The sequence below is a fragment of the Pseudoalteromonas distincta genome, from assembly GCF_005877035.1.
Lineage (GTDB): Bacteria > Pseudomonadota > Gammaproteobacteria > Enterobacterales > Alteromonadaceae > Pseudoalteromonas > Pseudoalteromonas distincta.
In genome coordinates this window covers 883,957-908,918 of the sequence record NZ_CP040558.1, presented here as the reverse complement: position 1 = coordinate 908,918, position 24,962 = coordinate 883,957, and the positions used below count along the sequence as shown (strand labels likewise).

Genomic DNA, 24,962 nt, shown 5'->3' with positions numbered 1-24,962 from the left:
CTCGGGGGAGAATTTAATGGAAAACGTCCATATTTTGACGCAGCGTGTGTCTGGTCGCGGTGATTTTTTGCCGTTTTCGGCTGAACACTCACCTACAAATGAAATAACTGAAACGCATGAACTCGTCGCAGAGCTACAAACAAGCTTAGTGATCGAGGATGTTCTGGCTATTTACGCTAAATTTGCAAAACAATTGCTCAATTTTTCTGGATTGCAGTTTCAATCAACTTTAGGTACTGCTCAAACATCACAAAGTGATACAAATAGTACACCCTATATTTTTGATTTAGCGATTAATAAAGACCACTTAGGGCAGCTAATTTATTTTAGTAAATTCCCGCTTGGTCACGCAATTGAGAAAAAATTACATACATTACATACTGCGCTGGTTTATCCACTTCGTAATGCGATGATGTATAGTCGCGTACTAAAGCTTGCCACAAAGGATGCGTTAACCGGTTTAAATAATCGTAGTCAATTTAATGACTTCTTACTTCAAAAGCTTGAAAACTGTCGCCGTTATCAACGTCCATTTAGTTTAATGTTGCTTGATTTAGATAACTTTAAACAAGTTAACGACAACTTCGGCCATAAAATTGGTGACGATACACTTAAAGAATTTTCAAAAGTACTGTGTAGTAGTATACGCGGCACTGATTCGGTATTTAGATTTGGTGGTGATGAGTTTGCTTTACTTATTGAAGACCCTGAGTTTACAACTAATAAAGTAATTGCTGAGCGTATAATGTGCTTAGTAAGAAAATCGCCATTAATGTCTAAGTATAAAGTAACAACCAGTATTGGTTTTACTTTAGCTAACAGCCAAGATTGCGAAACTGAGATATTTGCTCGAGCCGATAAAGGTTTATACAAAGCAAAGGCATCAGGTAGAAACTGCGCAAAAGCATATTAGTCTTTACTTAACTGCATTAAATAAAAAGCCTAGCTTCCCCCGCTAGGCTTTGCATTTACCAATTTATAAATAAACAACGCAGCACAAAAACCAAAAAAGAATCCGCTAATTAAATTAAGTAATGCGGTAATAGTAGCAAGCGGTGTAAATAATACTAAAAGCAGTGGCAGGCTCACGCCTAAAATAAAAAACAATCCACCTTTACCTAACCAATAAGCTAATAAAAGTACTGCAGATGCAATCCCACCAGCGACTGCATAACCTAACGTAACTATATTTAACTCAAGTAAAACATTAGCGATAACAGCAATAAGCGCTGTTATTAGCATACCCATTGGCGCTTTTGTTACTAACGATAAGCCAACATGCGGCTGTTTACTCATTTATTTACACTCCCAAAAAATACCATTTTCATCAACATGCTTAGCACTTATAAAATAACCAACCACTTGAACTAACTCATCATTATAAAAAATAAGCGGCACACTGGCGCGTAGCCACGGCGCTATTTTTGCATCTTTAAACCAATGCTTAACTGTATTACTACCAGGCTTTTTAAGTGGTTTAATACGTGCGCTATTGCAATTAAAGCGCACTATTACTTGCTCATTTGAGTGTGGAGGTCTTACTCCAAAACCAATGCTTTTAATTAATAAGCGCCCGTCTGCAAGTTTTAGCTGTGAATGATTCAGCTCAATATCTATTAATACTTCACTTGGTGTTACAAAATACAAATAACCTTGATGACGACGTATTTGCCCATCGAGCAAATCAATACGCATTTGTGCGTCGTTTTTTGCGCACATTGCTTGATTAATAATTTGCTCAAGCTGCTTTTGCGATGGCATGACTTGTGTAAATAATGTAAGCCACGCACGTACTATATTTGCAATACGCGCTGAGCTGTATTTGCTTATTTGGCTAATGCACAGTGCTTGGTACTCGTTAATACACTTATTTAAATCAAGCTGAGTATATTCATCAAGTAATGTTTGCTGTTGTTGTAGTAGCTCAATACTTCGTGCTGTACATTGTTCAAACCCAGTAAAACGCTCGGCTAACACAGGTACTATTTTTGAGCGTAAAAAGTTACGGTCAAAACTTTCATCTGTATTTGAGTCATCAGTTATGTGGTTAATACTAAAGCGCGCCGCAAACACTTCTATATCGCTTCGCTTTACGTTTAACAATGGCCTAAAACATACACGGCCACTTTGCAGCAAACGCACTTGCTGCATAGCGCCAAGCCCTTTTAAACCCGAGCCACGCTTTAAGCGCAGTAAAAACGTTTCTACTTGGTCGTTTAAATGTTGCCCCAATAAAACAATGCTGCCTTGTGGGCTTAGCTCATCAAGTGCTTTGTAACGTGCATCGCGAGCTTGGGCTTCAAGGCTCGTACGCGACTGCTGCTCAATTACAACTTTTGCGGCTTTAAAAGGCACATCAAGCTCAATACACACACTTTTGCAAAAGCGTTGCCAGTCATCAGCATACTGGCTCAAGCCATGGTGAACATAAATAGCCGATACATCAATTGCAGGGTTATCGGCTCTTAAAGCACGCATTAAATGCAGCAACACCACAGAATCAACACCACCAGAAAGCGCCACAGTAAAAACAGTGTTACCTTGCTCAATATAGCTATTTAATGATTTTTTTAATTGCTGATAAATTGCTGTTGTATGCATATGGCCGCACTTTTATATAAAAACTCTGAACATTTTAAAGCAAAAAAGCCGCATAAGCGGCTTTTTTTTAACAATTAATGTGTTTAGCAATAACCAAACGACATTAAACGTTTGTAACGTTGATCAAGCATTTCTTCAAGCGTAAGCGCTTGTAAGTCTGCTAGGTCACGCTTAAGGCGTACTTTTAAGTTACGTGCCATAGCATCGTAATTACGATGTGCACCACCTAGAGGCTCATCAACTAAGTTGTTGATTAAGTCTAGCTCTTTAACGCGCTCTGCGGTTACACCCATTGCTTCTGCTGCAAGCGGTGCTTTGTCAGCGCTTTTCCAAAGAATAGACGCACAACCTTCAGGCGAAATTACTGAGTAAGTGCTGTATTGCAACATGTTAACTCTGTCGCCAACACCAATTGCTAATGCACCACCTGAACCGCCTTCACCAATAACCGTACATATTGTCGGCACTTTAAGTGACGCCATTACTTTTAAGTTACGTGCGATTGCTTCAGATTGACCACGTTCTTCAGCGCCAACACCTGGGTATGCACCTGGTGTATCAATAAAGGTCATGATTGGCATTTTAAAACGCTCAGCCATTTCCATTAAGCGTAATGCTTTACGGTAACCTTCTGGCTTTGGCATACCAAAGTTGCGTTTAATTTTTTCAGCAGTATCACGACCTTTTTGTTGGCCAATAACCATTACTGGTTCGCCATCTAAACGCGCAATGCCACCTAAAATAGCTGGATCGTTAGCAAAAGTACGATCGCCAGCAAACTCGTCAAATTCCGTGAAAATGCGCTCGATATAATCTCGAGTGTAAGGACGCAACGGATGACGTGCTAACTGTGATACTTGCCAAGCGCCTAAATTAGAAAAAATCTCCTGTTTTTGTTTGGCACTTTTTTCTTTTAATTTGCTGACTTCCTCTTCTAACTCAAGGTCTAATTCGCCAGCGCGGCTGATACTTTGTAATTCTTCAATTTTTGCTTCTAATTCTGCAATTGGAAGCTCAAAATCAAGATAATTGAGGCTCATGCTCTAAACTACCTAATTAGTTAAATTCTAGTTCTACATCTTGCGCAGCCATTAGTGATAACTTATGGATTAAGTCGTCACTTGGCGTAACACACCATTCGATCCCAAGAGTTAATTGCGCCAACGCATCTGGACGTTGGTAATAAACCTTGATCGGACACGTTCCCATTTTATAGGGTTCGAGTACTTTTTGTAATTTATCGAAGAAACCTGCCTCGATTTGCACCATGTTCAGCGTCATTTTAATCGCTTTAATACGCTTTTCACGCGCTTGAGCAATGGTGTTTATTTCTCTGGCGGTCATTGTAATACCACCGGAGAAGTTATCAAAGCTGACCTGTCCAGATATTACCAAGATATTGTTAACTTGGAGCATATCTTGGTACTTTTCAAACTCGTCTGAATACAAGCGTACATCAATCCGTGCACTCTTGTCATCTAAAGTTACTAAGGCCCAACGATTTCCTTTTTTATTAATTAATACCCTAGAAGCAATAACTAAACCAGCTGCCGTTGCAAACACATCACGGTTCGTTGGCTGTAAATCAACTATTTTTCCGCTAGTGTAATGCCTAAGCTCACGGCGGTACTGATTTATTGGATGCCCAGTTAAATAAAGGCCTAGCGTCTCTTTTTCGCCATCTAACCACTCGTTATCAGTAAGCCCTGTGGCTTTAATAAAAGCTTGTTCAACTTCATCAGGCTCAGTGGCTAATAAACCAAATAAGTCACTTTGTCCTAATTGCTCAGCTTTGTTGTGTTGATCGGCCGCACGCATAGCATCTTTTAAACTGGCTAGTAATGTAGCACGCCCAGATTGGGTTTTCTCTGGTCCTAATTGATCCAAAGCACCTGCGTAAATTAATTTTTCAGTAACACGTTTATTTAAGCGTTTTAAATCAACGCGGGCACAAAAATCAAATAAATCTTTAAATGGGCCGCCTTTTGCACGCGCTTCTAGGATTGCTTCAACCGGTGCCTCACCCACGCCTTTTATCGCGCCAATGCCGTAAACAATTTCACCTTCAAGGTTTACTGTAAACTTAAACTCACCTGCATTTACGTCTGGTGGTAATAAGGTGAGCTTCATGTTTTCACATTCATCCACCAAAATAACTATTTTGTCGGTGTTATCCATATCGGCCGACATTACCGCAGCCATAAACTCTGCAGGATGATGAGTTTTCATCCACAATGTTTGATACGATACGAGTGCGTAAGCTGCTGAGTGAGATTTGTTAAAACCGTAACCTGCGAACTTTTCTACCAAGTCGAAGATTTTTATCGCAAGCTCGCCGTCAATGCCGTTATTTCTTGCGCCATCTTCAAATGTTGAACGCTGCTTTGCCATTTCTTCGGGCTTTTTCTTACCCATTGCACGACGCAGCATGTCGGCGCCACCTAGCGTGTAACCTGCTAGTACTTGCGCAATTTGCATTACTTGTTCTTGATACAAAATAATGCCGTAGGTTGGATCAAGTATTGGTTTTAAGCTTTCGTGCTGATACTGCGCATCTGGGTATGAGATTTCTTCTCGGCCCAGTTTTCGGTCGATAAAGTTATCTACCATGCCTGATTGCAGCGGACCTGGGCGGAACAAGGCCACAAGTGCAATCATATCTTCAAAGCAGTCGGGCTTAAGGCGGCGTACTAAGTCTTTCATACCACGCGACTCTAGCTGAAATACAGCAGTCGTTTCGGCTCGAAGTAGCAACTCAATACTTTTTTTATCATCCAGTGGAATGGTGTTTATATCAACGGGGTCTTTACCTTGGCGCTTCATGCGCACATTGGTCATATCGACCGCCCACTGCAATATAGTCAGTGTACGTAAACCCAAGAAATCGAACTTAACTAAGCCGGCTGTTTCTACATCGTTTTTATCAAACTGTGTTACTGGAAACTTACCTTCATCATCGCAATAAAGCGCAGCGAAGTCGGTAATAGTGGTTGGCGATATTACTACGCCACCCGCATGTTTACCGGCATTACGTGTACACCCTTCAAGGATGCGACACATGTCGATTAAATCTTTTACTTCATTGTCGCCATCGTAGGCTTCTTGCAAGCGCGGTTCTACATCAAACGCTTTGGCAAGTGTCATACCGGGGTCACCCGGAATCAATTTTGAAATTCGATCAACAAACCCGTAAGGATGGCCAAGCACTCGCCCTACATCGCGTATTACCGCTTTTGCAGCCATGGTCCCAAAGGTAATAATTTGCGAAACCGCATCTCGACCATACAAAGCCGACACGTGATCAATTACTTCGTCTCGTCTATCCATACAAAAATCGACGTCGAAATCCGGCATTGATACACGTTCAGGGTTTAAGAATCGCTCAAAGAGTAAGTCAAACTCAAGTGGATCAAGGTCGGTAATTTTAAGCGCGTACGCAACTAACGAACCCGCACCTGAACCACGACCAGGTCCAACTGGAATATTATTATCTTTACTCCACTGAATAAATTCCATTACGATTAAGAAGTAACCTGGGAATCCCATTTGGTTGATTACACCGAGCTCAATTGCAAGACGCTCATCGTATTCAACACGTTTTACTTTTCTATCTTCTTCGTCGGGGAATAAAAACTGTAGTCGCTCTTCTAGGCCGTCTTGTGACACTTTAACTAAAAAGTCTTCAATTTTAAGCGAGCCGGTTGGGTAATCAGGTAAAAAGTAAGTACCTAATTGCACAGTTACATTACAACGCTTAGCGATTTCTACGGTATTTTGTAGGGCTTCTGGAATATCGCTAAACAACTCAGCCATTTGCTCAGGTGTTTTTAGATATTGTTCTTCAGAGAATCGTTTAGGGCGGCGCTTATCATCGAGCGTGTAACCGTCAAAAATAGCAACACGAATTTCGTGCGCTTCAAAGTTTTCTGGCTTTAAAAACACCACTTCATTGGTGGCTACAACCGGTAGTTGCTCTTTAGCAGCAAGCTCTACCGCCATGTGCAAGTAATCTTCTTCAAGCGGACGATTGGTGCGAACAAGCTCTAGGTAGTAGTTATCGCTAAAATGCTGCTTATAAAAACTAACAACCGATTCAATTACAGTCGGATTATTTTTTAATAACGCTTTACCTAAGTCACCGTCTTTAGCGCCCGAGAGAATAATTAAGCCTGCTTTTAGCTCAACTAACCATTCGCGGTCAATCACAGGGCGATGAAATACATGCCCTCGTTGGTACGCTTTAGATATCAGCAAGGTAATATTTTTATAGCCGTCGTTGTCTTTGGCTAATATGGTTAAGCGGCTTGGCTCATCAGGAAACTCTGGGCTACGAACCCAAAAGTCAGCACCCACTATAGGTTTAATACCTGCATTATGCGTGGCGCCATAAAAACGCACTAAACCACAAAAGTTCATTTGATCAGTAATTGCAATGGCTGGCATTTGCAGCTCTTGCGCTTTTGCGACTATTGGCTTTGTTTTAGCAAGGCCATCAACCATCGAAAAGTCTGAATGAACTCTTAAATGAACAAAATCAGGAGCAGCCATGCTTAGCCCTCACCATTGGCTTGCGCCAAAACGCGCAGCACAGGTTTAAAGCTTTTACGATGCTCGTCAATCGCACCGTACTGTTCAAGCGCTGCAAAATGCGCTTTAGTGGGATACCCTTTGTGCCCTGCAAAACCATATTCTGGGTGGCGTGCATCAAGTTCAAGCATTTCGTCATCGCGCGCTACTTTAGCTAAAATAGACGCCGCTGAAATTTCGGCCACTAAGCTATCACCTTTAACAACAGCTTGTGCTGGCATAGTGAGTTTTGGCAATCGATTACCATCTATAAATACAAATTCAGGTTGTGTGCTTAATGCCTCTACTGCGCGAGACATGGCAAGCATCGTTGCGTGCAGAATATTTAACTCATCAATTTCTGTTGGACTGCAGCGTCCATACGCGTAGCACAATGCTTTTTCTTTTATTTCAATTGCAAGTGCTTGGCGTTTTTTATCCGTTAACTTTTTAGAATCTGCTAAGCCTGCAATTGGTTTAGTGGGATCTAAAATAACGGCGGCAGTGACTACATCACCAACAAGCGGGCCGCGCCCTACTTCATCTACACCAGCAATTAAGGATACATTGGGTCTATCAATTTGCATTTATTAACTCCGCCACAGCATTGGCTGCTTGTTCACTGGCATTTAATCTAATTTTTTCGTGAATAGCTAAAAAGCGTGCTTTTAGCTCTTTGTTATCTGTGTTGAGCATAGGGGTAAGTGCGTTTGTTAAGTTAGTCACATTACACTCGGTTTGTAAAAACTCAGGCACTAGCTCTTCGTCGGCTAATAAATTAGGCAGCGAAAAGTACTTAATATTAAACGTAAATAAAGTTTTAAAAATCCAATAGCTCAAAGGCTTTATTTTATAGCCCACAACCATTGGCTTTTTATAAAGCATGCCTTCGAGTGTTGCAGTGCCCGACGCTAATAAAATAGCATCAGCAGCTTGCATCGCTAATTTAGATTGCCCATCAAGCAGGTTAACATTAAGGTTTGGCGCGGTAGCGTTTAATATATCACTAAACTGCGCTTTGCGTTTTTCGTTAACTAACGGCACCACAACTTTAAGATTAGGGTTTTTAGCTTGCAGCTCAGCAGCTGTTTTAATGTAAGTCTCGCTTAGCAAACCAACTTCAGAGCCTCGACTACCAGGAAGCAGCGCCAGTACTTTGTCATCAAGGCTTAAGCCGAGTTCTGCACGTGCTTTAGTATCGTCGTGCTCAAGTGCTATGTCGTCAGCCAAGGTATGCCCCACAAATGTACATGGCACTTGGTGTTTATCGTAAAATTCTTTTTCAAATGGTAATAACGCCAACACTAAGTTAGTGGCTGCACTTATTGTATGAATGCGCTTTTCGCGCCACGCCCAAACAGACGGACTTACATACTGCACGGTTTTAATGCCCGCATCTTTAAGTGGTTTTTCTACACGTAAATTAAAATCGGGTGCATCAATACCTATAAATACATCAGGTGGGTTATCTACAAAATGCTGCACGAGTTGTTTACGTATTTTAAGCAAACGCGGTAAACGCCCTAGCACCTCAACAAGCCCCATTACCGAAAGCTCATCCATGTCGTAAAGTGTTTTACAGCCCTGCGCTTGCATTTTAGGTCCTGCTATTCCTTCAAAAATAGCGTCCGGAAAGTGTTTTTTAAGGGCTTTAATTAAGCCTTCACCTAAAATATCGCCCGACAGTTCACCTGCCACAATACCAATACGTAGTTGTTTTTTATCTTTATTCATTTGATTTTATTTCACAAGTAAACCAGGCGTTCATGCTTGTTAGTTTACCGTGTTTTACTGTTTGGTTAAACGCTTTAAATAACTGGTTTTTTATTACCTAAGTTAAGGCTTTATGTTGTTTGTTTTTAATACTGATGTAGCATAGGAAATATATATTACGCTTTACTAATATGTATGTTGACAAAGATTGCACAAACGTAAATACTATTACAAACTTTCAGTAATTACTGAAAGTTCATTAAAACTTAACTTTGCCAATAAAATGTTGCCCTGTTAATCCGTCACTCTCAAGGAGCCAATAATGATAGATGAAACCTTTGTGGATCTATCGCGATTACAGTTTGCTGTTACCGCTCTCTTTCATTTCTTATTCGTACCGTTAACGATAGGTATGACCTGGATTTTAGTTATTATGGAATCGGTTTATGTTATGACCGGTCGCGAAATTTATCGCGATATGACTAAGTTTTGGGGAAAATTGTTTGGTATTAACTTTGCAATTGGTGTGGCGACAGGCCTTACCATGGAATTTGAGTTTGGTACTAACTGGTCTTATTACTCCCATTACGTAGGTGATGTTTTTGGGGCTCCCCTAGCTATTGAAGGTTTAATGGCATTCTTTTTAGAATCGACCTTTGTAGGTATGTTCTTTTTGGGCTGGGATAGACTCTCTAAACGCCAACATTTAGGTGCAACCTTTTTAATGGCCATTGGTACTAACATGTCGGCGCTGTGGATTTTAATTGCCAACGGTTGGATGCAAAACCCAGTAGGCGCTGAATTTAACTATCAAACTATGCGCATGGAAATGACCAGCTTTGCAGAGCTTGTGTTTAACCCTGTAGCCCAAGTTAAGTTTATTCATACTGTATCGGCAGGTTATGTAGCTGCATCTATGTTCGTTCTAGGCATAAGCAGTTGGTACATATTAAAAGGCCGTGACCTTGCGTTTGCTAAACGTTCTTTTTCAGTCGCATCAGGCTTTGGTTTAGCGTCAATTTTATGTGTAATTTTACTCGGTGACGAATCAGGCTACGAAGTAGGCGAAGTCCAAAAAGTAAAACTTGCCACAATTGAAGCCGAATGGCACACAGAAGAAGCTCCGGCTGCGTTTACCGCATTTGGTTTTCCTGATTCAGAAGAGCAAGTAACACATGCGGCGGTTAAAATACCTTACGCACTTGGGTTAATTGCTACGCGCTCACTAGATGAGCAAGTAACGGGTATTAACGACCTAGAAAAACAACATGAAGTACGTATTCGCAACGGTATGATTGCTTATGAATACCTTACAAAACTCAGAAACGGTGAAGATACGCCAGATAATATTGCCAAATTTAATACTCTAAAAGATGATTTAGGTTATGGCTTGCTACTTAAGCGCTACACACCAGATGTTGTAGATGCTACTGAAGAGCAAATTCAAAAAGCAGTTAAAGACTCTTTTCCTAAAGTAGGCCCTATGTTTTGGTCATTTAGGATTATGGTTGCCTGTGGTGTGGCCATGCTAGGTGTATTTATATTGGCATTTTACTACAACGCACATCGCGTTATTGAGCAAAAACGCTGGTTGTTATGGGCTGCCGTATTGAGTATTCCACTACCTTGGATAGCGATTGAATTTGGCTGGATTGTTGCCGAGTATGGTCGCCAACCTTGGGCTATATCTGAAATACTGCCGACCTTTTTAGCCACGTCGTCACTAACAGTAAACGATATTTTAATTAGCTTAACTGGGTTTATTGTTTTCTATACTGGTTTAGCCATTGTGGAAGGCTGGCTGATGATCCGCTTTGTTAAGCAAGGGCCAAGCTCGCTACATACTGGTAAGTATCATTTTGAATTACCAAACAAAGCTGATAAAACTGAAGGAGAGCAATCATGATTTTTGATTATGAAACATTAAAAATGCTTTGGTGGTTGATCATTGGTGTGCTGCTTATTGGTTTTGCTATTACCGATGGTATGGATATGGGCGTTGCTATGTTGCTTCGCCTCGTTGGTAAAACAGATTCAGAGCGCCGCACAGTAATAAACACAATTGGCCCGCATTGGGATGGTAACCAAGTATGGTTTATAACTGCAGGCGGCGCGTTATTTGCGGCGTGGCCTATGGTTTATGCAGCTGCATTTTCGGGCTTTTACTTTGCCATGATGCTAGTACTCTTTGCTTTGTTTTTTAGACCACTTGGATTTGATTACCGCAGTAAAGTTGACTCAAAACGCTGGCGCAATAACTGGGATTGGGGCTTGCTTGCAGGCAGCGCAATTCCAGCATTAGTATTTGGTGTTGCGTTTGGTAATTTATTTTTAGGCGTACCGTTTAATATTGATAACTTAATGCGTGTTAGCTACCAAGGTTCATTTTTTGGCTTACTTAACCCATTTGGATTACTTGCAGGTTTAGTGAGTATTACCATGTTAGTTGCGCATGCGGGTATGTGGTTACAACTTCGTACAGCAAGTGTGGTCGCAGAGCGCTCGGGTCAATATGGTCGCTATTCTCTTATTGTGTTTATCGTGTTATTTGCTGCAGCTGGTTTTTGGGTGGCTAACTTAACGGGTTACCAAGTTGTATCTATGGCTGATACACAAAGTCATGCAGACCCTCTAGCTAAAGTAGTCACTACAGCGCAAGGTGCTTGGTTAAGTAATTACAGCACCCGTCCGTGGACAATGACCTTCCCTATTTTAGCCTTTGCAATGGCATTAAGTGCACTTGTGTTTTCAAAATTAAATAAACCTGCACTTGGACTTATTTCAACAAGCTTAATGTTAATTGGCGTAATTATGACGGCCGGTGTTTCTCTGTTCCCATTTATTATGCCATCGAGTAACAACCCTAATATTAGCTTAACAATTTGGGATGCGGTATCGAGCCATAAAACGCTCAATATAATGTTTGTTGCAGTGTGTATTTTTGTACCACTAATTTTAACTTACACCACTTGGTGTTACGTAAAAATGTGGCGCAGAGTAACGGTAGAAGAAATTGAAAACAACACTCATGGTAGCTACTAAGGAGACTAAACAATGTGGTATTTCGCTTGGATTTTAGGTGTACTTTTGGCCTGTACCTTAGGTGTAATAAATGTAATGTGGTACGAATTTCATCAAAATAAAAACAGCATTGCTGATGATGAACAAGCCATGCACGATTTATTAAATGATGCTAACAACACAAAAGATGACGACTAACCCCCGACCAGATCGCGCGCAGCAGCAATCACTGCGCGCTTTTTTAAAGCGTCAAAGTAAACCCGCTGCAGTGTGGTTAAAGTTAAGCATTGCACTGGGTACTTTTAACGCATTACTGATGATTGCAGGTGCTTATTTACTGGCTCAAGCTATTCATAATGTAATGTTTGAAGGTAATAACTTAGCTCAAGTCACTCATTTATTATGGCCCTTAGCAGGCATTATTTTATTGCGCGCGGTGTTTTTAGTGTTAAGTGAACGCTTAAGTGCATTTGCTGCGCTTAAAATAAAATCGGCTATGCGCCAAACACTTCTTCATAAGCTCAGCTTACTTGGGCCTAGTTATATAGAACAACACGGCCAAGGCGCTACATTAAATACCCTGCATAATGGCGTTGAAGCACTTCACGACTATTATGCTAAATACTTGCCAGGTGTTGCTTACAGCGCGCTTATTCCGCTGGCAATATTGGTTGTTATTTTTCCGACAGATTATAAAGCTGGGCTGATATTTTTATTAACCGCCCCACTTATTCCTTTTTTCATGATTTTAGTAGGCTCTAAAGCCGAAGCTTTAAACCAAAAACGCTGGAAGCAACTTGCTGTACTGGGCAATTACTTTTTTGACCGCGTGCAAGGTTTAACTCAACTAAAACTATTTAATGCAACACGTACCGAACTTAAGCAAATAGCTAAAATTTCAGACGACTTTAGGCACGCGACACTCGATGTCTTAAAAATCGCGTTTTTATCATCATTTGCACTTGAGTTTTTAGCTACCATTAGCGTGGCACTCGTTGCCGTAATTATTGGTTTTAGACTATTTTTTGGCACTCTTGATTTTGCTACTGGCTTTGTGGTGCTACTTTTAGCGCCTGAATTTTATTTACCACTGCGCCAGCTAGGTAGCCATTACCATGCACGTTTACAAGGTATTAGTGCGGCGGCCGATATGGTTGCGATTTTAAATGCACCACTGCCAAGTGACGTAAATGCGCCAGTAATTACAAGCGCACCTGAAAACAATTTAACTTTAAATACAATTAATTCAATAAGTATTACCGACCTTAATTTTATATACCCTGGTAGTAACGAAGGGATTAAAAATATAAATTTAACATTGCCAAATAAAGGCTTAATTGCAGTTGTGGGCAGTAGTGGCTCAGGTAAAAGTACGTTGTTTGATTGTCTATTAGGGTTTCACCCTGAAGTGATTAACAACCTATCTGTTAATGGGCAGAGTTTAAGTACAACCGATATTACTTACTTGCAAAATAATATTGCATGGATACCACAAAAAGCGACGCTATTTTACGACACCATTGCTGCCAACATTAAATTGGCCAAACCCACTGCCACACAGCAAGAGCTTGAACACGCGGCAAAGCAAGCTGGTGTGCTTGAATTTATTAATACCCTACCCGGTGGTTTTAACACGCTGATAGGTGAGCAAGGCGAAGGGCTTTCTGGCGGTCAAAAGCAACGTATTGCACTGGCTCGCGCATTTATAAAACAAGCACCAGTTTTAGTGCTTGATGAGCCCACAGCGCACCTTGATAGCCAAACAGAGCTGCTTATTCAAGATGCTATTAATGAATATGCTAAAAACAACTTAGTGTTAGTTATTGCCCATAGATTAAATACGGTTAAACATGCCAGCAATATCATTGTGATGCATGATGGAAAAATAGCTGAGCAAGGTGACTTTGAAACACTTGCAGCGCAAAATGGTGCATTTGCTGACTTACTAAAAACGGCTGAACAAGGGGTGGCGCATGCGTAATTTTATTCGCTTATTAAAGCTTTGTGCTCCTCATTACAAAGCTATGCTATTGGGTACATTTTTAGCGACGATTACGGTATTAGCTAATGTGGGCCTGTTGGCTATATCTGGCTGGTTTTTAGCATCAATGGCCGCTGCTGGTATTGCGGGCGTACAAATGAACTACTTTACCCCTGCCGGCACGATTCGTTTTTTAGCAATTGTGCGAACTGCATCGCGCTATGGCGAACGCCTAGTTACTCATAACGCCACGTTCTTATTACTAAGTGAAATACGTACCAATGTATTTGCAACGTTAAGTAAGCTTAACAATGTTGATTTAGCAATGAGCCGCAGCGCTGATTTAGTTAACCGATTACAAAACGATGTAGACGCACTCGACAAATTTTATTTAAACGTTTTACTGCCTATGCTGGTCGCTCTTTTAAGTGTGCCAATCATCATGCTGTTTATGTCGGCCTATAATGGCAACGTCGCCCTTATTTGCTTTACTGGCATTATACTTATTGGTGTGGTTATACCTGCTCTACTTAGCGCAAAGCTCACTAAAAACAGCCATAAAGAAACACAACTGAGTGCACAACTTCGCTCTGAGCTTTCAGATACACTTACAGGCCTTAGAGAGCTTAGTATTTATCAAGCCCGTTCGCAGCAGCTTAATAAGTGCGACGAATTAAGCGAGCAGTACAATCAGCAATTATTTATTCGCCACAAAGCACTGGCAAACTCAGATGGATTAAGCTTGTTGGTTGTTCAATTAGCCATGCTTGCTAGCATAGTAACCATTGTCCCACTGGTTTACGCAAGCAGTATGGTAAATGTAGAACTTGCTATGCTGAGTTTGTTTGTACTGGCAAGCTTTGAAAGCGTATTACTACTACCCAACGCGTTTATAGAGCTTCCAAGTGTTTTAAAAGCAGCAGAGCGATTGTTTACACTTGAAGATAAAGCAGCTAGTTCGCAAATTGAAAGTAAACATGTAGACGTTGATGAAAACTTTAGCGCGCAAAATCACACGTTAGTACTTAACAATATTAGCTACCAATATGGTGAACAAACAGCGCTAACTAATATCAGTTTTGAACTAATGCCTCAGCAAAAAGTAGCGATTGTAGGTAGAAGCGGCAGCGGTAAAACGACGCTTGTAAATTTACTTACTGGTTTATGGCCTTTGCAACAAGGCAGCATAACGCTAAACAATCAAAATAGCGTTGTTGACTTACATTCGTTAAATAATGATATACGCGCAAATGTTATAAATATACTCGCCCAGCAGCACCATATTTTTGATGGCACATTAAGTGAAAACTTACGTTATGCCGCGCCAAATGCAACTAAAGAGCAAATGATTGAAGCGCTCGCATTAGCTCAATTGAGCCCATGGTTTAATGAGCTAAAAGAAGGATTAAAAACACGTTTAGGCACTGGCGGGCGTAACGTGTCGCAAGGCCAATCTAGGCGTATAGCCATTGCCCAAGCATTACTTAAAAACCCTGCTATTTTAGTTCTTGATGAACCAACAGAAGGTCTTGATAATCAATCTAAGCAAGGGGTAATGCAAGCAATAATGCATGTTATGAATAACGCCAGCGTGCTGACAATCACGCATGATCCTGCTCTACTTGCTCAAATGGATAATGTTGTATGGTTAGAAGGCGGTAAAGTAGTCGCACAAGGCTCTCATAAAGAGCTCAGTAGCACTTATCCCGACTATGTTGCGCTAACTACACGGTTTTAAAACCGTTACTGATACATCAATAACGCCGACTTTAGGGTCGGCTATCTTTTTAAACATACTCTTTGATAAATCAATAATACGACCTCGCACATACGGGCCTCTATCGTTAATTCTTACCGTGACTGATTTATTATTAGCGAGGTTGGTAACAACGACCTTAGTGCCAAAGTCGAACTTTAAATGGGCTGCTGTGGCGGCTTGTTGGCTAAAGCGCTCTCCGTTGGCAGTTGTTCTCCCGTGATATTTGTCAGCATAAAAAGATGCTTTACCAACTTGAGTAACCTCTCCAATAGATGATTTAACAATAGGTTGGCTACTACAAGCGGCTAAAGCTGAAGTAATAAAAAGAGTGACAACTAACTTAGGTAAACGCATAGGATGACTTTTATTATACAAATTAGATGCATACTAACTTGAGCTCGCTGAGTATTAACTGAATTAGGTCTAAACCGTGGGCAATAAAAAACCACCTTCGATTTATCATCTAGGGTGGTTTTTTTATGCTTGAAGCAAAACGCGCGAATTATCTTACAATCCCGCGCTCTGAGCTTTTAACAAAGTCGACCATCAATTTCACAGCAGGGTACTTTGCAGCATCTTCACTAAGCGATTCAATCGCTTCGTCTGCACCTAAGCTTTTACGGTAAAACGCTTTGTATGCACGGCGTACAGCCATAATTTCATCACTTTCGAAACCACGACGTTTCATGCCTTCTTTATTGATAGCGGCAGGACCTGCTGGCATACCAATGGTAGTAACAAAAGGTGGTACATCTTTGTTAACACCTGAATACATACCAATAAAGGCATGTGCACCAATTTTACAAAACTGATGAACTCCCGAATTACCACCTAAGATAACCCAGTCGCCTACATGTACATGGCCGGCCACACTTGCATTGTTAGCAAAAATTACGTTATCGCCAATTACCGCGTCATGTGCAACGTGTGTATAAGCCATAAATAAGTTATTACTACCAATTTTAGTAACGCCTTGGTCTTGAATTGTACCACGGTGAATAGTGGCACATTCACGGATAACATTGTTATCACCCATGATTAATGTGGTTGGCTCGTTGTTGTATTTTTTGTCTTGGCAGGCTTCGCCCACAGACGCAAACTGAAAAATATGATTGCCAGAGCCAATAGTTGATGGCCCTTTAACAACAACATGAGACTCAATAATACAGTTATCACCGATAACAACATCATTGCCAATATAACTATACGGACCAACTGAGACATTGTTGCCTAGTTTAGCGCCAGGTTCGATTATTGCTGTAGAATGGATCACTATTAAAACTCTCTTCTCGCACACATAATTTCGGCACTACACACTACTTTGCCGTCGACTCTAGCTTCTGCTGCAAACTTCCAAATGTTGCGACGTTCTTTTAAAAACTCAACATGAAGATGCATTGTATCACCTGGGATCACTGGCTGTTTAAAACGTGCGTTATCAACAGCAGCAAATAAATATAATTCGTTTTCACTACGATTTTCTACTGTTTTAAAACCTAATAAACCCGTGGCTTGCGCCATTGATTCTAATATTAGCACACCAGGAAAAATTGGCTGATTTGGGAAATGGCCAGTAAATATAGGTTCGTTTATAGAAACATTTTTAATAGCATGTAAAGATTTGCCAGGTGTAAAATCAATAACACGATCAATTAATAGCATCGGGTAACGGTGCGGTAATAAACTTAAAATTTCTTGAATATCAAGGCTATTTAATTCGTTTGCCAAAATAGCATCCTTATTAGTGTTCAACGTTATGACTTAGCCAATGCTTCCAGCGCTTTAAGACGTGATTTCATGTCTGAAAGGTTACGCAAGTGAGCTATTGATTTACGCCATTCTTTGTTTGTTGTATGGGGCATACCAGATGAGTAAATACCTGGTTCGGTGATTGATTTTGTCACCATACTCATGCCGGTAATTATAACACCATCACATACAGACATGTGACCATTAATTGCAACCATGCCACCAATTTGACAGTTTTTGCCAATGGTAACGCTTCCTGCAAGTACGGTGCAGCCCGCGATTGCGGTGCCTGAATTAACTTCAACGTTGTGCGCTATTTGACACTGATTATCGATAATAACATTGCTATGGATAATGGTATTGTCCAGGGCGCCACGATCAATTGTCGTACTTGCACCAATTTCAACTTTGTTACCTATGATCACAGAGCCAAGCTGAGGTATTTTTACCCATTGCCCGCGTTCGTTCGCATAGCCAAATCCATCACTACCTACAACACTATTTGCTTGAAACAAACAATCTGAACCAATTTCAACATCGTGATAAATAGTCACACTAGACCAAAGCTTAGTGCCAGAGCCTATTTTAACACGTTCTCCGATAAAACTGTTCGGACCAATTTGCGCATTGTCACCTATCACCGCATCAGCTTCAATGACTGCATTAGCACCTATGGCGGCGCTGTCACTAACAATCGCTGTTGAATGAACAGTGGCACTTGGATGTATACCCGTCGAGGCTGAGCGTGGTGTTGTATCCATAAATTGCGCTAATTTTGCGTAACTTACGTACGGATTAGCAACAATAACTTTGCTACCACTAAAGTACTGAGCATCGGCTTGGCTTACTATCACAGCGCTAGCTTGAGTAGTTTCAAGTTGCGAGCGATATTTTGAGTTCGCTAAAAATGCAATATGCCCAGAATGGGCATTTGCAAGTGTCGCTATTTTTTTTATTTCTAAAGCGCCATCACCCTGAAGTTCGGCGCCTAGAAGTTCCGCAATTTGCGAAAGCGTATAATTTTGCATAGAGTGATTATTTCTTACTAACTGCAGCTACAACTTTAGACGAAAGATCAGTTACTTCTTTAGGATTAAAGTAAATTGTTGTGTCTTTTACTTTAACTTCATCGAAGTCGCCGTCTTTAGCAATTTCTTCAATTGTTTTGATGATTACACCTTGAACTTTAGCAAGCTCTTGGTTTTGGCGCGCTTTGATTTCTTGCTCTAAAGGACGACCTTGTTCAGCAAGATTTTTTTGCATGCCTTGGATTTTATCACGTAGTGCATCTTTTTGAGCTTGGCTCATAGTTGTACTTTCGCGTTTAAATTTTTCAGCTTCAAAACGGATATCGCCTTGTAACTTTTCAAGCTCTTGACGACGTTCAGCAAACTCAGTTTGTAAAGACTGTTCAATTTTAGCCATTTGAGGAATTTGCTTGTAGATTTCCTGCATATCAACAATACCTACTTTGTGTGCAAATGCATTCACAGAAGTACCCATCATTAAAGTTGCTAAAACTGCTACAGCTGTTGATTTAAATAATTTTTTCACAAAAAACTCCTTTAGAAAGTGTTACTAATGTTAAAGCTGATGGTTTTCGTATCGTCATCTTCTTCTTTTTGCAATGGATACGCAAAACTGATCAGCATTGGACCCATTGGAGAGATCCATTGTAATGAAAGACCGGTTGAAACCCTAAAGCGCATTGGGTCTGAATAGTCATCTAATTTAGCACGTTCATCAACGCCTAAGTTTTGATAGCGGTCTACGTTAAACTCAGTATCCCATACGTTTGCAGCATCAACAAAGAAGCTAGTACGTACAGAGCTGGTATTTTCTTCATCTAAGAATGGCGTAGGAACAATTAGCTCCATACCTGCCACTGCTTTAGCATTACCACCAATACGGCCTTGTGGCACTAAAATATCAAATTCTGATGCGCCACCAATGCTACCGGTTGTAGTACCGTCTGCACCTGGCGTACCTGGAATAGACTGCGGTATACGCGATACAGCACGTGGTAATATTGTATTACGGTCAAAGCCACGAAGTTCCATTTCCGTTATACGGAAGTATTCTTGGAATGGAAGTGTTTGCTCATACCCGTTTGTAGAGCCATAACCATTACCATAACCAAGTGCTGCACGGGTTGAGAATACCCAACGGTGGTCATTTGATATAGGCCAGTAAAAACGCGAATCGTAATTCAGTTTAAAGTACTGAAGATCTGAGTTAGGCGTTGTTGCTGTTAAGTTTAGAGTTTGACGCGAACCCGCTGTTGGGAATAAACCACGGTTAACTGTAATACGCGACCAACCAACACTCAGCTCATACTTAGTAAAGTCAAAGCCTGCATCTGGGTTATCTGGATCTAAGAATGTTTCACGAAGTACACGCGTTTGCTCGTACTCTGCAATATCCGAAAGCTCTTCTTTTATCCAACGAGCGCCAAAGTTAACACGATTTACAGCATCAATTGGAAAACCAATATTTGTGCCTAAACCATAACTTTTTGATTTGTACTCAACAAGACTGAATTTACTTGCATCGTAGTTTCTGTAAAAGATGCTACTGCCTTGCGATACACCATCTGGCGTAAAGTATGGGTCTGTGTACGATAAGCTTAAGCTTTCAGAACCTGTAGACGTATTAAGGTTTAAACCAATTTGGTTACCTGTGCCTAAAAAGTTAGATTCTGTTACACCAATATTAAACTGCAGACCTAAGTAAGAACCATAAGCAAGGCCAGCATTAAAGCTACCCGCTGATTGCTCTTTTACAGTAAAGTCTACATCTACTTGGTCATCCACACCTGGTACAGGCACTACGTTAAAATCAACAGTTTCCATATAAGGCAAACGTTGAATTTGTAGTTTTGAACGCTCAAGGTTTTGATTAGATAACCAGGCGCCTTCAAGTTGTGTCATTTCACGGCGAAGTACTTCATCAGCTGTATTTTGGTTACCACCAACAATAATACGACGAACATATACACGCTTACCTGGATTAACCGATAGTGTTAGTTGTACTTCTTGCTTTTCGTCGTCAATTTCTGGAATTGTACGTACTTCAGCATTAGCGTAACCAAAACGTGCTAAGTAGCTTTTAATAAATTCTTCTGACGAAGTAACTACAGAACCGTTATAAAGCTCACCCGCTCTAAGTGGGATAACACTTTTAATTAAGTCTTCACGGCCAAGCAAGTCACCAATAAAGTCAAAGCCTTTAACGGTATATTTTACGCCTTCAGTTAAGTTAGCTGTAACGTAAACTGATTCACGTTCAGGGCTCACTGATACTTGCGTTGAATCGATATTAAAACGTAGGTAACCACGGTCTAAATAATAACTACGAATTTTTTCTAAATCGCCTTCAATGGTTTGCTTTTGGTAGCGATCGCTACCCATAAACTGCCACCAAGGTAAATCTTGCTGTGATTCAGCAAGTTTAAGAAGCTCTTCATTAGAAAAAAGTTCATTACCCACTAAGTTAATTTGGCGGATAGAAGCTGCATCACCCTCATCAAACTCTAATTTAAGTTTAACGCGGTTACGAGGCAACTTAGTAATACTGATATCTACTTTAGCGTTGTATTTACCAATACTGTGGAAAAACTCAACTAAGCCTTTTTCGATACTATCGATAACGGTTTTATCAAGTGGCTCACCTTGGCGAATATCTTGCTGATCAAGAGACTCATTAAGCTGCTCGTCTTTAATGTCTTTATTGCCTTCAAACTCAATGAAGCTGATGGTAGGACGTTCCGTTACTTTAAAAATAACGTTGTTGCCATCACGAAGTGCTTTTATGTTATCAAAGTGCCCAGAACGATAAAGTGACTTTATTGTTTTTGAAATCGTATAGTCATCAACATTATCGCCTACGTTAATAGGAATATGTGTTAGCGCTGCACCAAGTGCTACACGCTGTAAACCTTCAACTTTCAGGTCTTCAACAATAAAGGAGTTTTGGCCTAGGGCTGCAAAACTTGCACCCAATAAACTTGTTACTGCCAAATGTTTTTTTATAGCCATTTTATTATCTTTATCCTTTACAACTGTATTACCGCATAACACCCTACTAAAGTGGTGCTTTACAATCGTGTTCTAATTAGTAATTTGCCACGCTGTAAAACTACAAACGCGATACATCATTGAACAAAGCGAAACATGTTAGAAAAATGAGCAACAAGGCGCCCACTTTAAAACCAAACTCTTGTGTCTTTTCAGAGACCGGCTTTTTACGAAAAAGTTCAATTATGTAATACATTAAGTGTCCACCATCAAGCACTGGTAAGGGTAATAAATTAAATACACCCAAGTTAACGCTTATTAAGGCTAAAAAGCTTAAAAAGGCCACTAACCCATAGCTTACGCTAGTTCCAGCGCCTACTGCAATGCCCACGGGGCCACTTAAATTCTTAACCGAAACCTGGCCTGTAATTAAATTACCAATCATATCAAAACTGAGTGTAATTAAGCGCCACGTTTCTTTTGTGCCTCGCACGATACTATCGAGCGGGCCGTAATGTCTAGTCTCTACATAACCATCAGGCCATTGCTGTACAACAGGAGCAACACCTAAAAAGCCTTGCTCAATACCGTTATTATCAATGCGCCCTTTAGGGGTTACTGTAATGGCTTTTATAGTATCTTGTCTTTTTACACTAAATTGTAAAGATTTGTTAGCTGATTGCGTAATAAGATTAACTAATTGCTGCCAATTGCTTATTGTTTCACCGTTTACAGCCAAAATTGTGTCATTAACTTGTAAATTAGCGTGTTCTGCAGCTGAATTTTTAGTCACGGCCGCAATTGTTAAAGTGGCTTGAGGTCTAAATGGCACAATACCTATCGAGCTTAGTGGTGGTACGTCTTGCTGATCTAATTTCCATCCCTCTAAATTAAGGGTTTTAACACGTGGTTGAAGGTTTTTATCGCGCACTATCACTTCAACGCTTTCTTCGCCTAATTTAGACATAAGCGCAAACGTAGCATCTTGCCATGTCGTTATATCATCATCGCCAATTTTTATAATATGTTGAGAAGGCATAATGCCCGCTTGCTCTGCCCGGCTACCCTCGGTAATGCTACCTACCACAGGCTTTACCGACTGCACACCCACCATATACATTACAGCAAGAGCAAAAATGGCAAACAAAAAGTTGGCCATTGGACCCGCTGCAACTATGGCAATACGTGCTTGTACAGATTTAGCGTTAAAAGATAAATGACGTTGGTTTGCCGGCACGTCATCAACACGCTCATCAAGCATTTTTACATAACCGCCTAATGGAATAGCCGCAATCACGTATTCGGTATTATATTTATCGTGCCATTTTAACAGTGGCTTACCAAAACCAATTGAAAAACGCAGCACTTTAACGCCCATTTTTCGTGCAACCCAAAAATGGCCATATTCATGTATGGCCACTAAAATACCAAGCGCTAAAATAAATGAGCCAAGATTCCAAAAAAAATCAAACATATTAATGCGCCACTTTTGTTATAAATTCTGAAGCGCTAATACGCGCTAATTTATCGCACTCTAAAATTTCATCTAAGCTTTGTACATTGGTATACGTTGCAGCTTCAAGCGTTTGTGCATTTATTTTGTATATATCAGTAAAACCAATTTTACTGTTTAAAAATGCACTTACTGCTATCTCATTTGCAGCATTAACCGTTGTGGTCGCGCCCTGCCCTGCACTACACGCATCAATCGCTAATTGTAAATTTGGATAGCGAGAAAAGTCAGGCTTGGTGAATGAGAAATCACATATATCAGAGAAGTTTAACGGTTTAACGCCTGCATTAATTCGCTCAGGGTATGCAAGTGCATGGGCAATTGGGGTGCGCATATCGGGGTTACCCATTTGCGCTAAAATAGAACCGTCGTGGTATTGCACCATTGAGTGAATAATACTTTGTGGATGAATAACCACATCAATATCACTGGTGTCGCAATTGAATAACCACTTAGCTTCAATAAACTCTAAGCCTTTATTCATCATAGTGGCCGAGTCTACTGATATTTTTTGACCCATCGACCAGTTAGGATGCGCCACGGCTTCACTTACAGTTACATCTTTTAGTGTGTTTATATCGCGCGTTAAAAACGGGCCACCAGAGCCGGTAAGCAAAATTTTACTTACGCCATGTTGCTGTAAATTTTGATCGCCTTTGGCATTTTGTAACGAAGAAGGTAGGCATTGAAAAATAGCATTATGTTCGCTATCAATTGGCAGCAAGGTCGCTTTATGTTGTTTAACTTTATCAATAAACAACTGACCTGACATAACTAACGATTCTTTATTAGCAAGGAGTACTTTTTTACCTGCTTCTACTGCACTTAATGTTGGCAGTAAACCAGCTGCACCTACAATTGCCGACATCACGACATCAACATCTGGGTGAGCACATAAGTCGCACATTGCTTGCTCGCCGTGCATAACAAGCGTTTGGCATTGTGTATTAGCTAAATAAGCAGATAGCTGCTCAGCGGCTTGCTGGGTAGCCATAATCGCATAAAGTGGTTCGTGTTCAATACACAGCTCAGCCATTTTTTTTGCGTTTTGCCCTGCAGCTAAAACAAAAACATCAAATAACTCTTTATTGCGCGATACAACATCTAGTGTACTTAAACCAATTGAACCTGTTGCGCCTAAAATAACCAGCAATTGCTTTTGGCTCATAAACTAAGAGTCCACGCATAGCACATTACAAACATTGGAGCTGCAGCCGTTAAGCTGTCAATGCGATCTAAAATACCGCCGTGCCCAGGTAAACAACGGCCGCTATCTTTTAAACCGGCTTCACGTTTAAACATGCTTTCCAGTAAATCACCTACCGCAGAGAACAATGCAATAAATGCAGTCATTATCGCGTAGATAGGCCAAACACCTAAATCAACATCGGTAAAGTGACAAAATGCTAAAACAAAAATGATAGAAGCGACTACACCGCCTGCTAACCCTTCAATTGTTTTATTAGGACTCACTTTTGGCATAAGTTTATGCTTACCAAAGCTCTTACCTGAAAAATAAGCGCCTACGTCTGCACTCCACACAATACCCAATACGACTAAAATAAGTACAGAGCCAAAATGTGTTGATTCAGCATATTGCGCACTGCGCAGCGTATTTAGTGCAAGCCATAACGGCACAAGTGTTAATAAACCTGCAATGCCGCGCATTACTAAACCTTCATTCCACGCTTTAGCCATTTCTGGATAGCGCCAAATTAAATAACTAGCAACAATCCACCAAGCAAACGAAAGCGTAAATAAGTAATTTGCATCACCTACTAGCTTGCCATTTTCCCATAGTGATTCAATAGGCCAATGTAAATTAAGCAGGCCAAGTAAGGCTGCAATCAATACAACAAAAGCACCACGTTTGAGCTTATCGCATAAACCCATAAACGCAGACCATTCCCATGCGCCTAATAATACTATTGCACCGGCAAAGTAACTAAATAACGTAAGCGGTGTATAAAAAACCAAAGCTAATGCCGATGGTGCAAGCACAAGTGAGGTTAAAATTCGTTGTTTTAACAAAATGTGACCCTT

At 40.6% G+C, this 24,962-nt stretch carries 21 protein-coding genes; 6 read left to right on the top strand and 15 right to left on the bottom strand.

The genetic code is table 11. From position 1 onward, the window contains the following. Window positions 1-16: 16 nt before the first annotated feature. Window positions 17-913 carry a GGDEF domain-containing protein gene (locus tag FFU37_RS04005; RefSeq protein WP_024596260.1) on the top strand — a complete coding sequence of 299 codons (897 nt, stop codon included), beginning with the start codon at window positions 17-19 and terminating at the stop codon, window positions 911-913. A gap of 29 nt (window positions 914-942) precedes the next feature. Here the strand turns inward: FFU37_RS04005 and FFU37_RS04000 are convergent, their stop codons facing one another. The 6 genes from FFU37_RS04000 to lpxB all read right to left on the bottom strand — a co-directional run bounded on the left by FFU37_RS04000 (window position 943) and on the right by lpxB (window position 8,901). Further along, window positions 943-1,296, bottom strand: coding sequence for a hypothetical protein (locus tag FFU37_RS04000; protein ID WP_138488765.1), 354 nt, complete (start codon window positions 1,294-1,296; stop codon window positions 943-945). Next, window positions 1,297-2,601, bottom strand: a complete 1,305-nt coding sequence (tilS, locus tag FFU37_RS03995; protein ID WP_138488764.1) for a tRNA lysidine(34) synthetase TilS — start codon at window positions 2,599-2,601, stop codon at window positions 1,297-1,299. A gap of 83 nt (window positions 2,602-2,684) precedes the next feature. Continuing rightward, window positions 2,685-3,641: an acetyl-CoA carboxylase carboxyl transferase subunit alpha gene (accA, locus tag FFU37_RS03990; RefSeq protein WP_002958297.1), complete on the bottom strand. Its 957-nt coding sequence runs from the start codon at window positions 3,639-3,641 to the stop codon at window positions 2,685-2,687. A gap of 16 nt (window positions 3,642-3,657) precedes the next feature. Next, window positions 3,658-7,149 (bottom strand): DNA polymerase III subunit alpha, encoded by a 3,492-nt coding sequence (gene dnaE, locus FFU37_RS03985; RefSeq protein ID WP_138488763.1) that lies wholly within the window; start codon window positions 7,147-7,149, stop codon window positions 3,658-3,660. A gap of 2 nt (window positions 7,150-7,151) precedes the next feature. After that, window positions 7,152-7,754, bottom strand: a complete 603-nt coding sequence (gene rnhB / locus FFU37_RS03980) for a ribonuclease HII (RefSeq protein WP_138488762.1) — start codon at window positions 7,752-7,754, stop codon at window positions 7,152-7,154. Next, entirely contained in the window at window positions 7,744-8,901 is a 1,158-nt protein-coding gene (gene lpxB / locus FFU37_RS03975; RefSeq protein ID WP_138488761.1) for a lipid-A-disaccharide synthase, read from the bottom strand. The genes rnhB and lpxB overlap by 11 nt, the downstream gene beginning before the upstream one ends. Before the next feature lie 301 nt (window positions 8,902-9,202). On the opposite strand from lpxB, the gene FFU37_RS03970 reads away from it, so the two are divergent. The 5 genes from FFU37_RS03970 to cydC are packed head-to-tail and all read left to right on the top strand — an operon-like array spanning window position 9,203 to window position 15,620. Next, the gene (locus tag FFU37_RS03970; protein WP_002958301.1) at window positions 9,203-10,786 is read left to right on the top strand and encodes a cytochrome ubiquinol oxidase subunit I; all 1,584 of its coding nucleotides are present in this window, start codon (window positions 9,203-9,205) and stop codon (window positions 10,784-10,786) included. Continuing rightward, window positions 10,783-11,922 (top strand): cytochrome d ubiquinol oxidase subunit II, encoded by a 1,140-nt coding sequence (cydB, locus tag FFU37_RS03965; RefSeq protein ID WP_138488760.1) that lies wholly within the window; start codon window positions 10,783-10,785, stop codon window positions 11,920-11,922. The genes FFU37_RS03970 and cydB overlap by 4 nt, the downstream gene beginning before the upstream one ends. Before the next feature lie 12 nt (window positions 11,923-11,934). Beyond that, entirely contained in the window at window positions 11,935-12,099 is a 165-nt protein-coding gene (cydX, locus tag FFU37_RS03960) for a cytochrome bd-I oxidase subunit CydX (RefSeq protein ID WP_002958303.1), read from the top strand. Continuing rightward, window positions 12,089-13,882, top strand: a complete 1,794-nt coding sequence (gene cydD, locus FFU37_RS03955) for a thiol reductant ABC exporter subunit CydD (protein WP_138490000.1) — start codon at window positions 12,089-12,091, stop codon at window positions 13,880-13,882. The genes cydX and cydD overlap by 11 nt, the downstream gene beginning before the upstream one ends. After that, window positions 13,875-15,620 (top strand): thiol reductant ABC exporter subunit CydC, encoded by a 1,746-nt coding sequence (cydC, locus tag FFU37_RS03950; RefSeq protein WP_138488759.1) that lies wholly within the window; start codon window positions 13,875-13,877, stop codon window positions 15,618-15,620. The genes cydD and cydC overlap by 8 nt, the downstream gene beginning before the upstream one ends. On the opposite strand, the gene FFU37_RS03945 is transcribed toward cydC, so the two are convergent. The 9 genes from FFU37_RS03945 to FFU37_RS03905 all read right to left on the bottom strand — a co-directional run bounded on the left by FFU37_RS03945 (window position 15,603) and on the right by FFU37_RS03905 (window position 24,950). Next, window positions 15,603-15,995 carry a septal ring lytic transglycosylase RlpA family protein gene (locus FFU37_RS03945; protein ID WP_138488758.1) on the bottom strand — a complete coding sequence of 131 codons (393 nt, stop codon included), beginning with the start codon at window positions 15,993-15,995 and terminating at the stop codon, window positions 15,603-15,605. The two genes, cydC and FFU37_RS03945, sit on opposite strands and share 18 nt — an antisense overlap. A gap of 148 nt (window positions 15,996-16,143) precedes the next feature. After that, a complete protein-coding gene (gene lpxA / locus FFU37_RS03940; protein ID WP_039484358.1) occupies window positions 16,144-16,914 on the bottom strand; it encodes an acyl-ACP--UDP-N-acetylglucosamine O-acyltransferase in 771 nt (256 codons plus the stop codon). Window positions 16,915-16,916: 2 nt separating this feature from the next. Further along, window positions 16,917-17,369, bottom strand: a complete 453-nt coding sequence (fabZ, locus tag FFU37_RS03935) for a 3-hydroxyacyl-ACP dehydratase FabZ (RefSeq protein ID WP_002958310.1) — start codon at window positions 17,367-17,369, stop codon at window positions 16,917-16,919. A 26-nt stretch (window positions 17,370-17,395) separates the two neighbouring features. Beyond that, complete coding sequence (gene lpxD / locus FFU37_RS03930; RefSeq protein ID WP_024596249.1) at window positions 17,396-18,418, bottom strand: UDP-3-O-(3-hydroxymyristoyl)glucosamine N-acyltransferase; 1,023 nt, start codon at window positions 18,416-18,418, stop codon at window positions 17,396-17,398. A gap of 7 nt (window positions 18,419-18,425) precedes the next feature. Next, complete coding sequence (locus FFU37_RS03925) at window positions 18,426-18,944, bottom strand: OmpH/Skp family outer membrane protein (protein WP_002958312.1); 519 nt, start codon at window positions 18,942-18,944, stop codon at window positions 18,426-18,428. Between the two features lie 11 nt (window positions 18,945-18,955). Beyond that, window positions 18,956-21,427 carry an outer membrane protein assembly factor BamA gene (gene bamA, locus FFU37_RS03920; protein WP_024596248.1) on the bottom strand — a complete coding sequence of 824 codons (2,472 nt, stop codon included), beginning with the start codon at window positions 21,425-21,427 and terminating at the stop codon, window positions 18,956-18,958. Window positions 21,428-21,527: 100 nt separating this feature from the next. After that, window positions 21,528-22,880, bottom strand: a complete 1,353-nt coding sequence (gene rseP, locus FFU37_RS03915) for a sigma E protease regulator RseP (RefSeq protein WP_138488757.1) — start codon at window positions 22,878-22,880, stop codon at window positions 21,528-21,530. Between the two features lies 1 nt (window position 22,881). Then, window positions 22,882-24,087, bottom strand: a complete 1,206-nt coding sequence (ispC, locus tag FFU37_RS03910) for a 1-deoxy-D-xylulose-5-phosphate reductoisomerase (protein WP_138488756.1) — start codon at window positions 24,085-24,087, stop codon at window positions 22,882-22,884. Beyond that, the gene (locus FFU37_RS03905; protein WP_039484373.1) at window positions 24,084-24,950 is read right to left on the bottom strand and encodes a phosphatidate cytidylyltransferase; all 867 of its coding nucleotides are present in this window, start codon (window positions 24,948-24,950) and stop codon (window positions 24,084-24,086) included. The genes ispC and FFU37_RS03905 overlap by 4 nt, the downstream gene beginning before the upstream one ends. Window positions 24,951-24,962 lie beyond the last annotated feature (12 nt).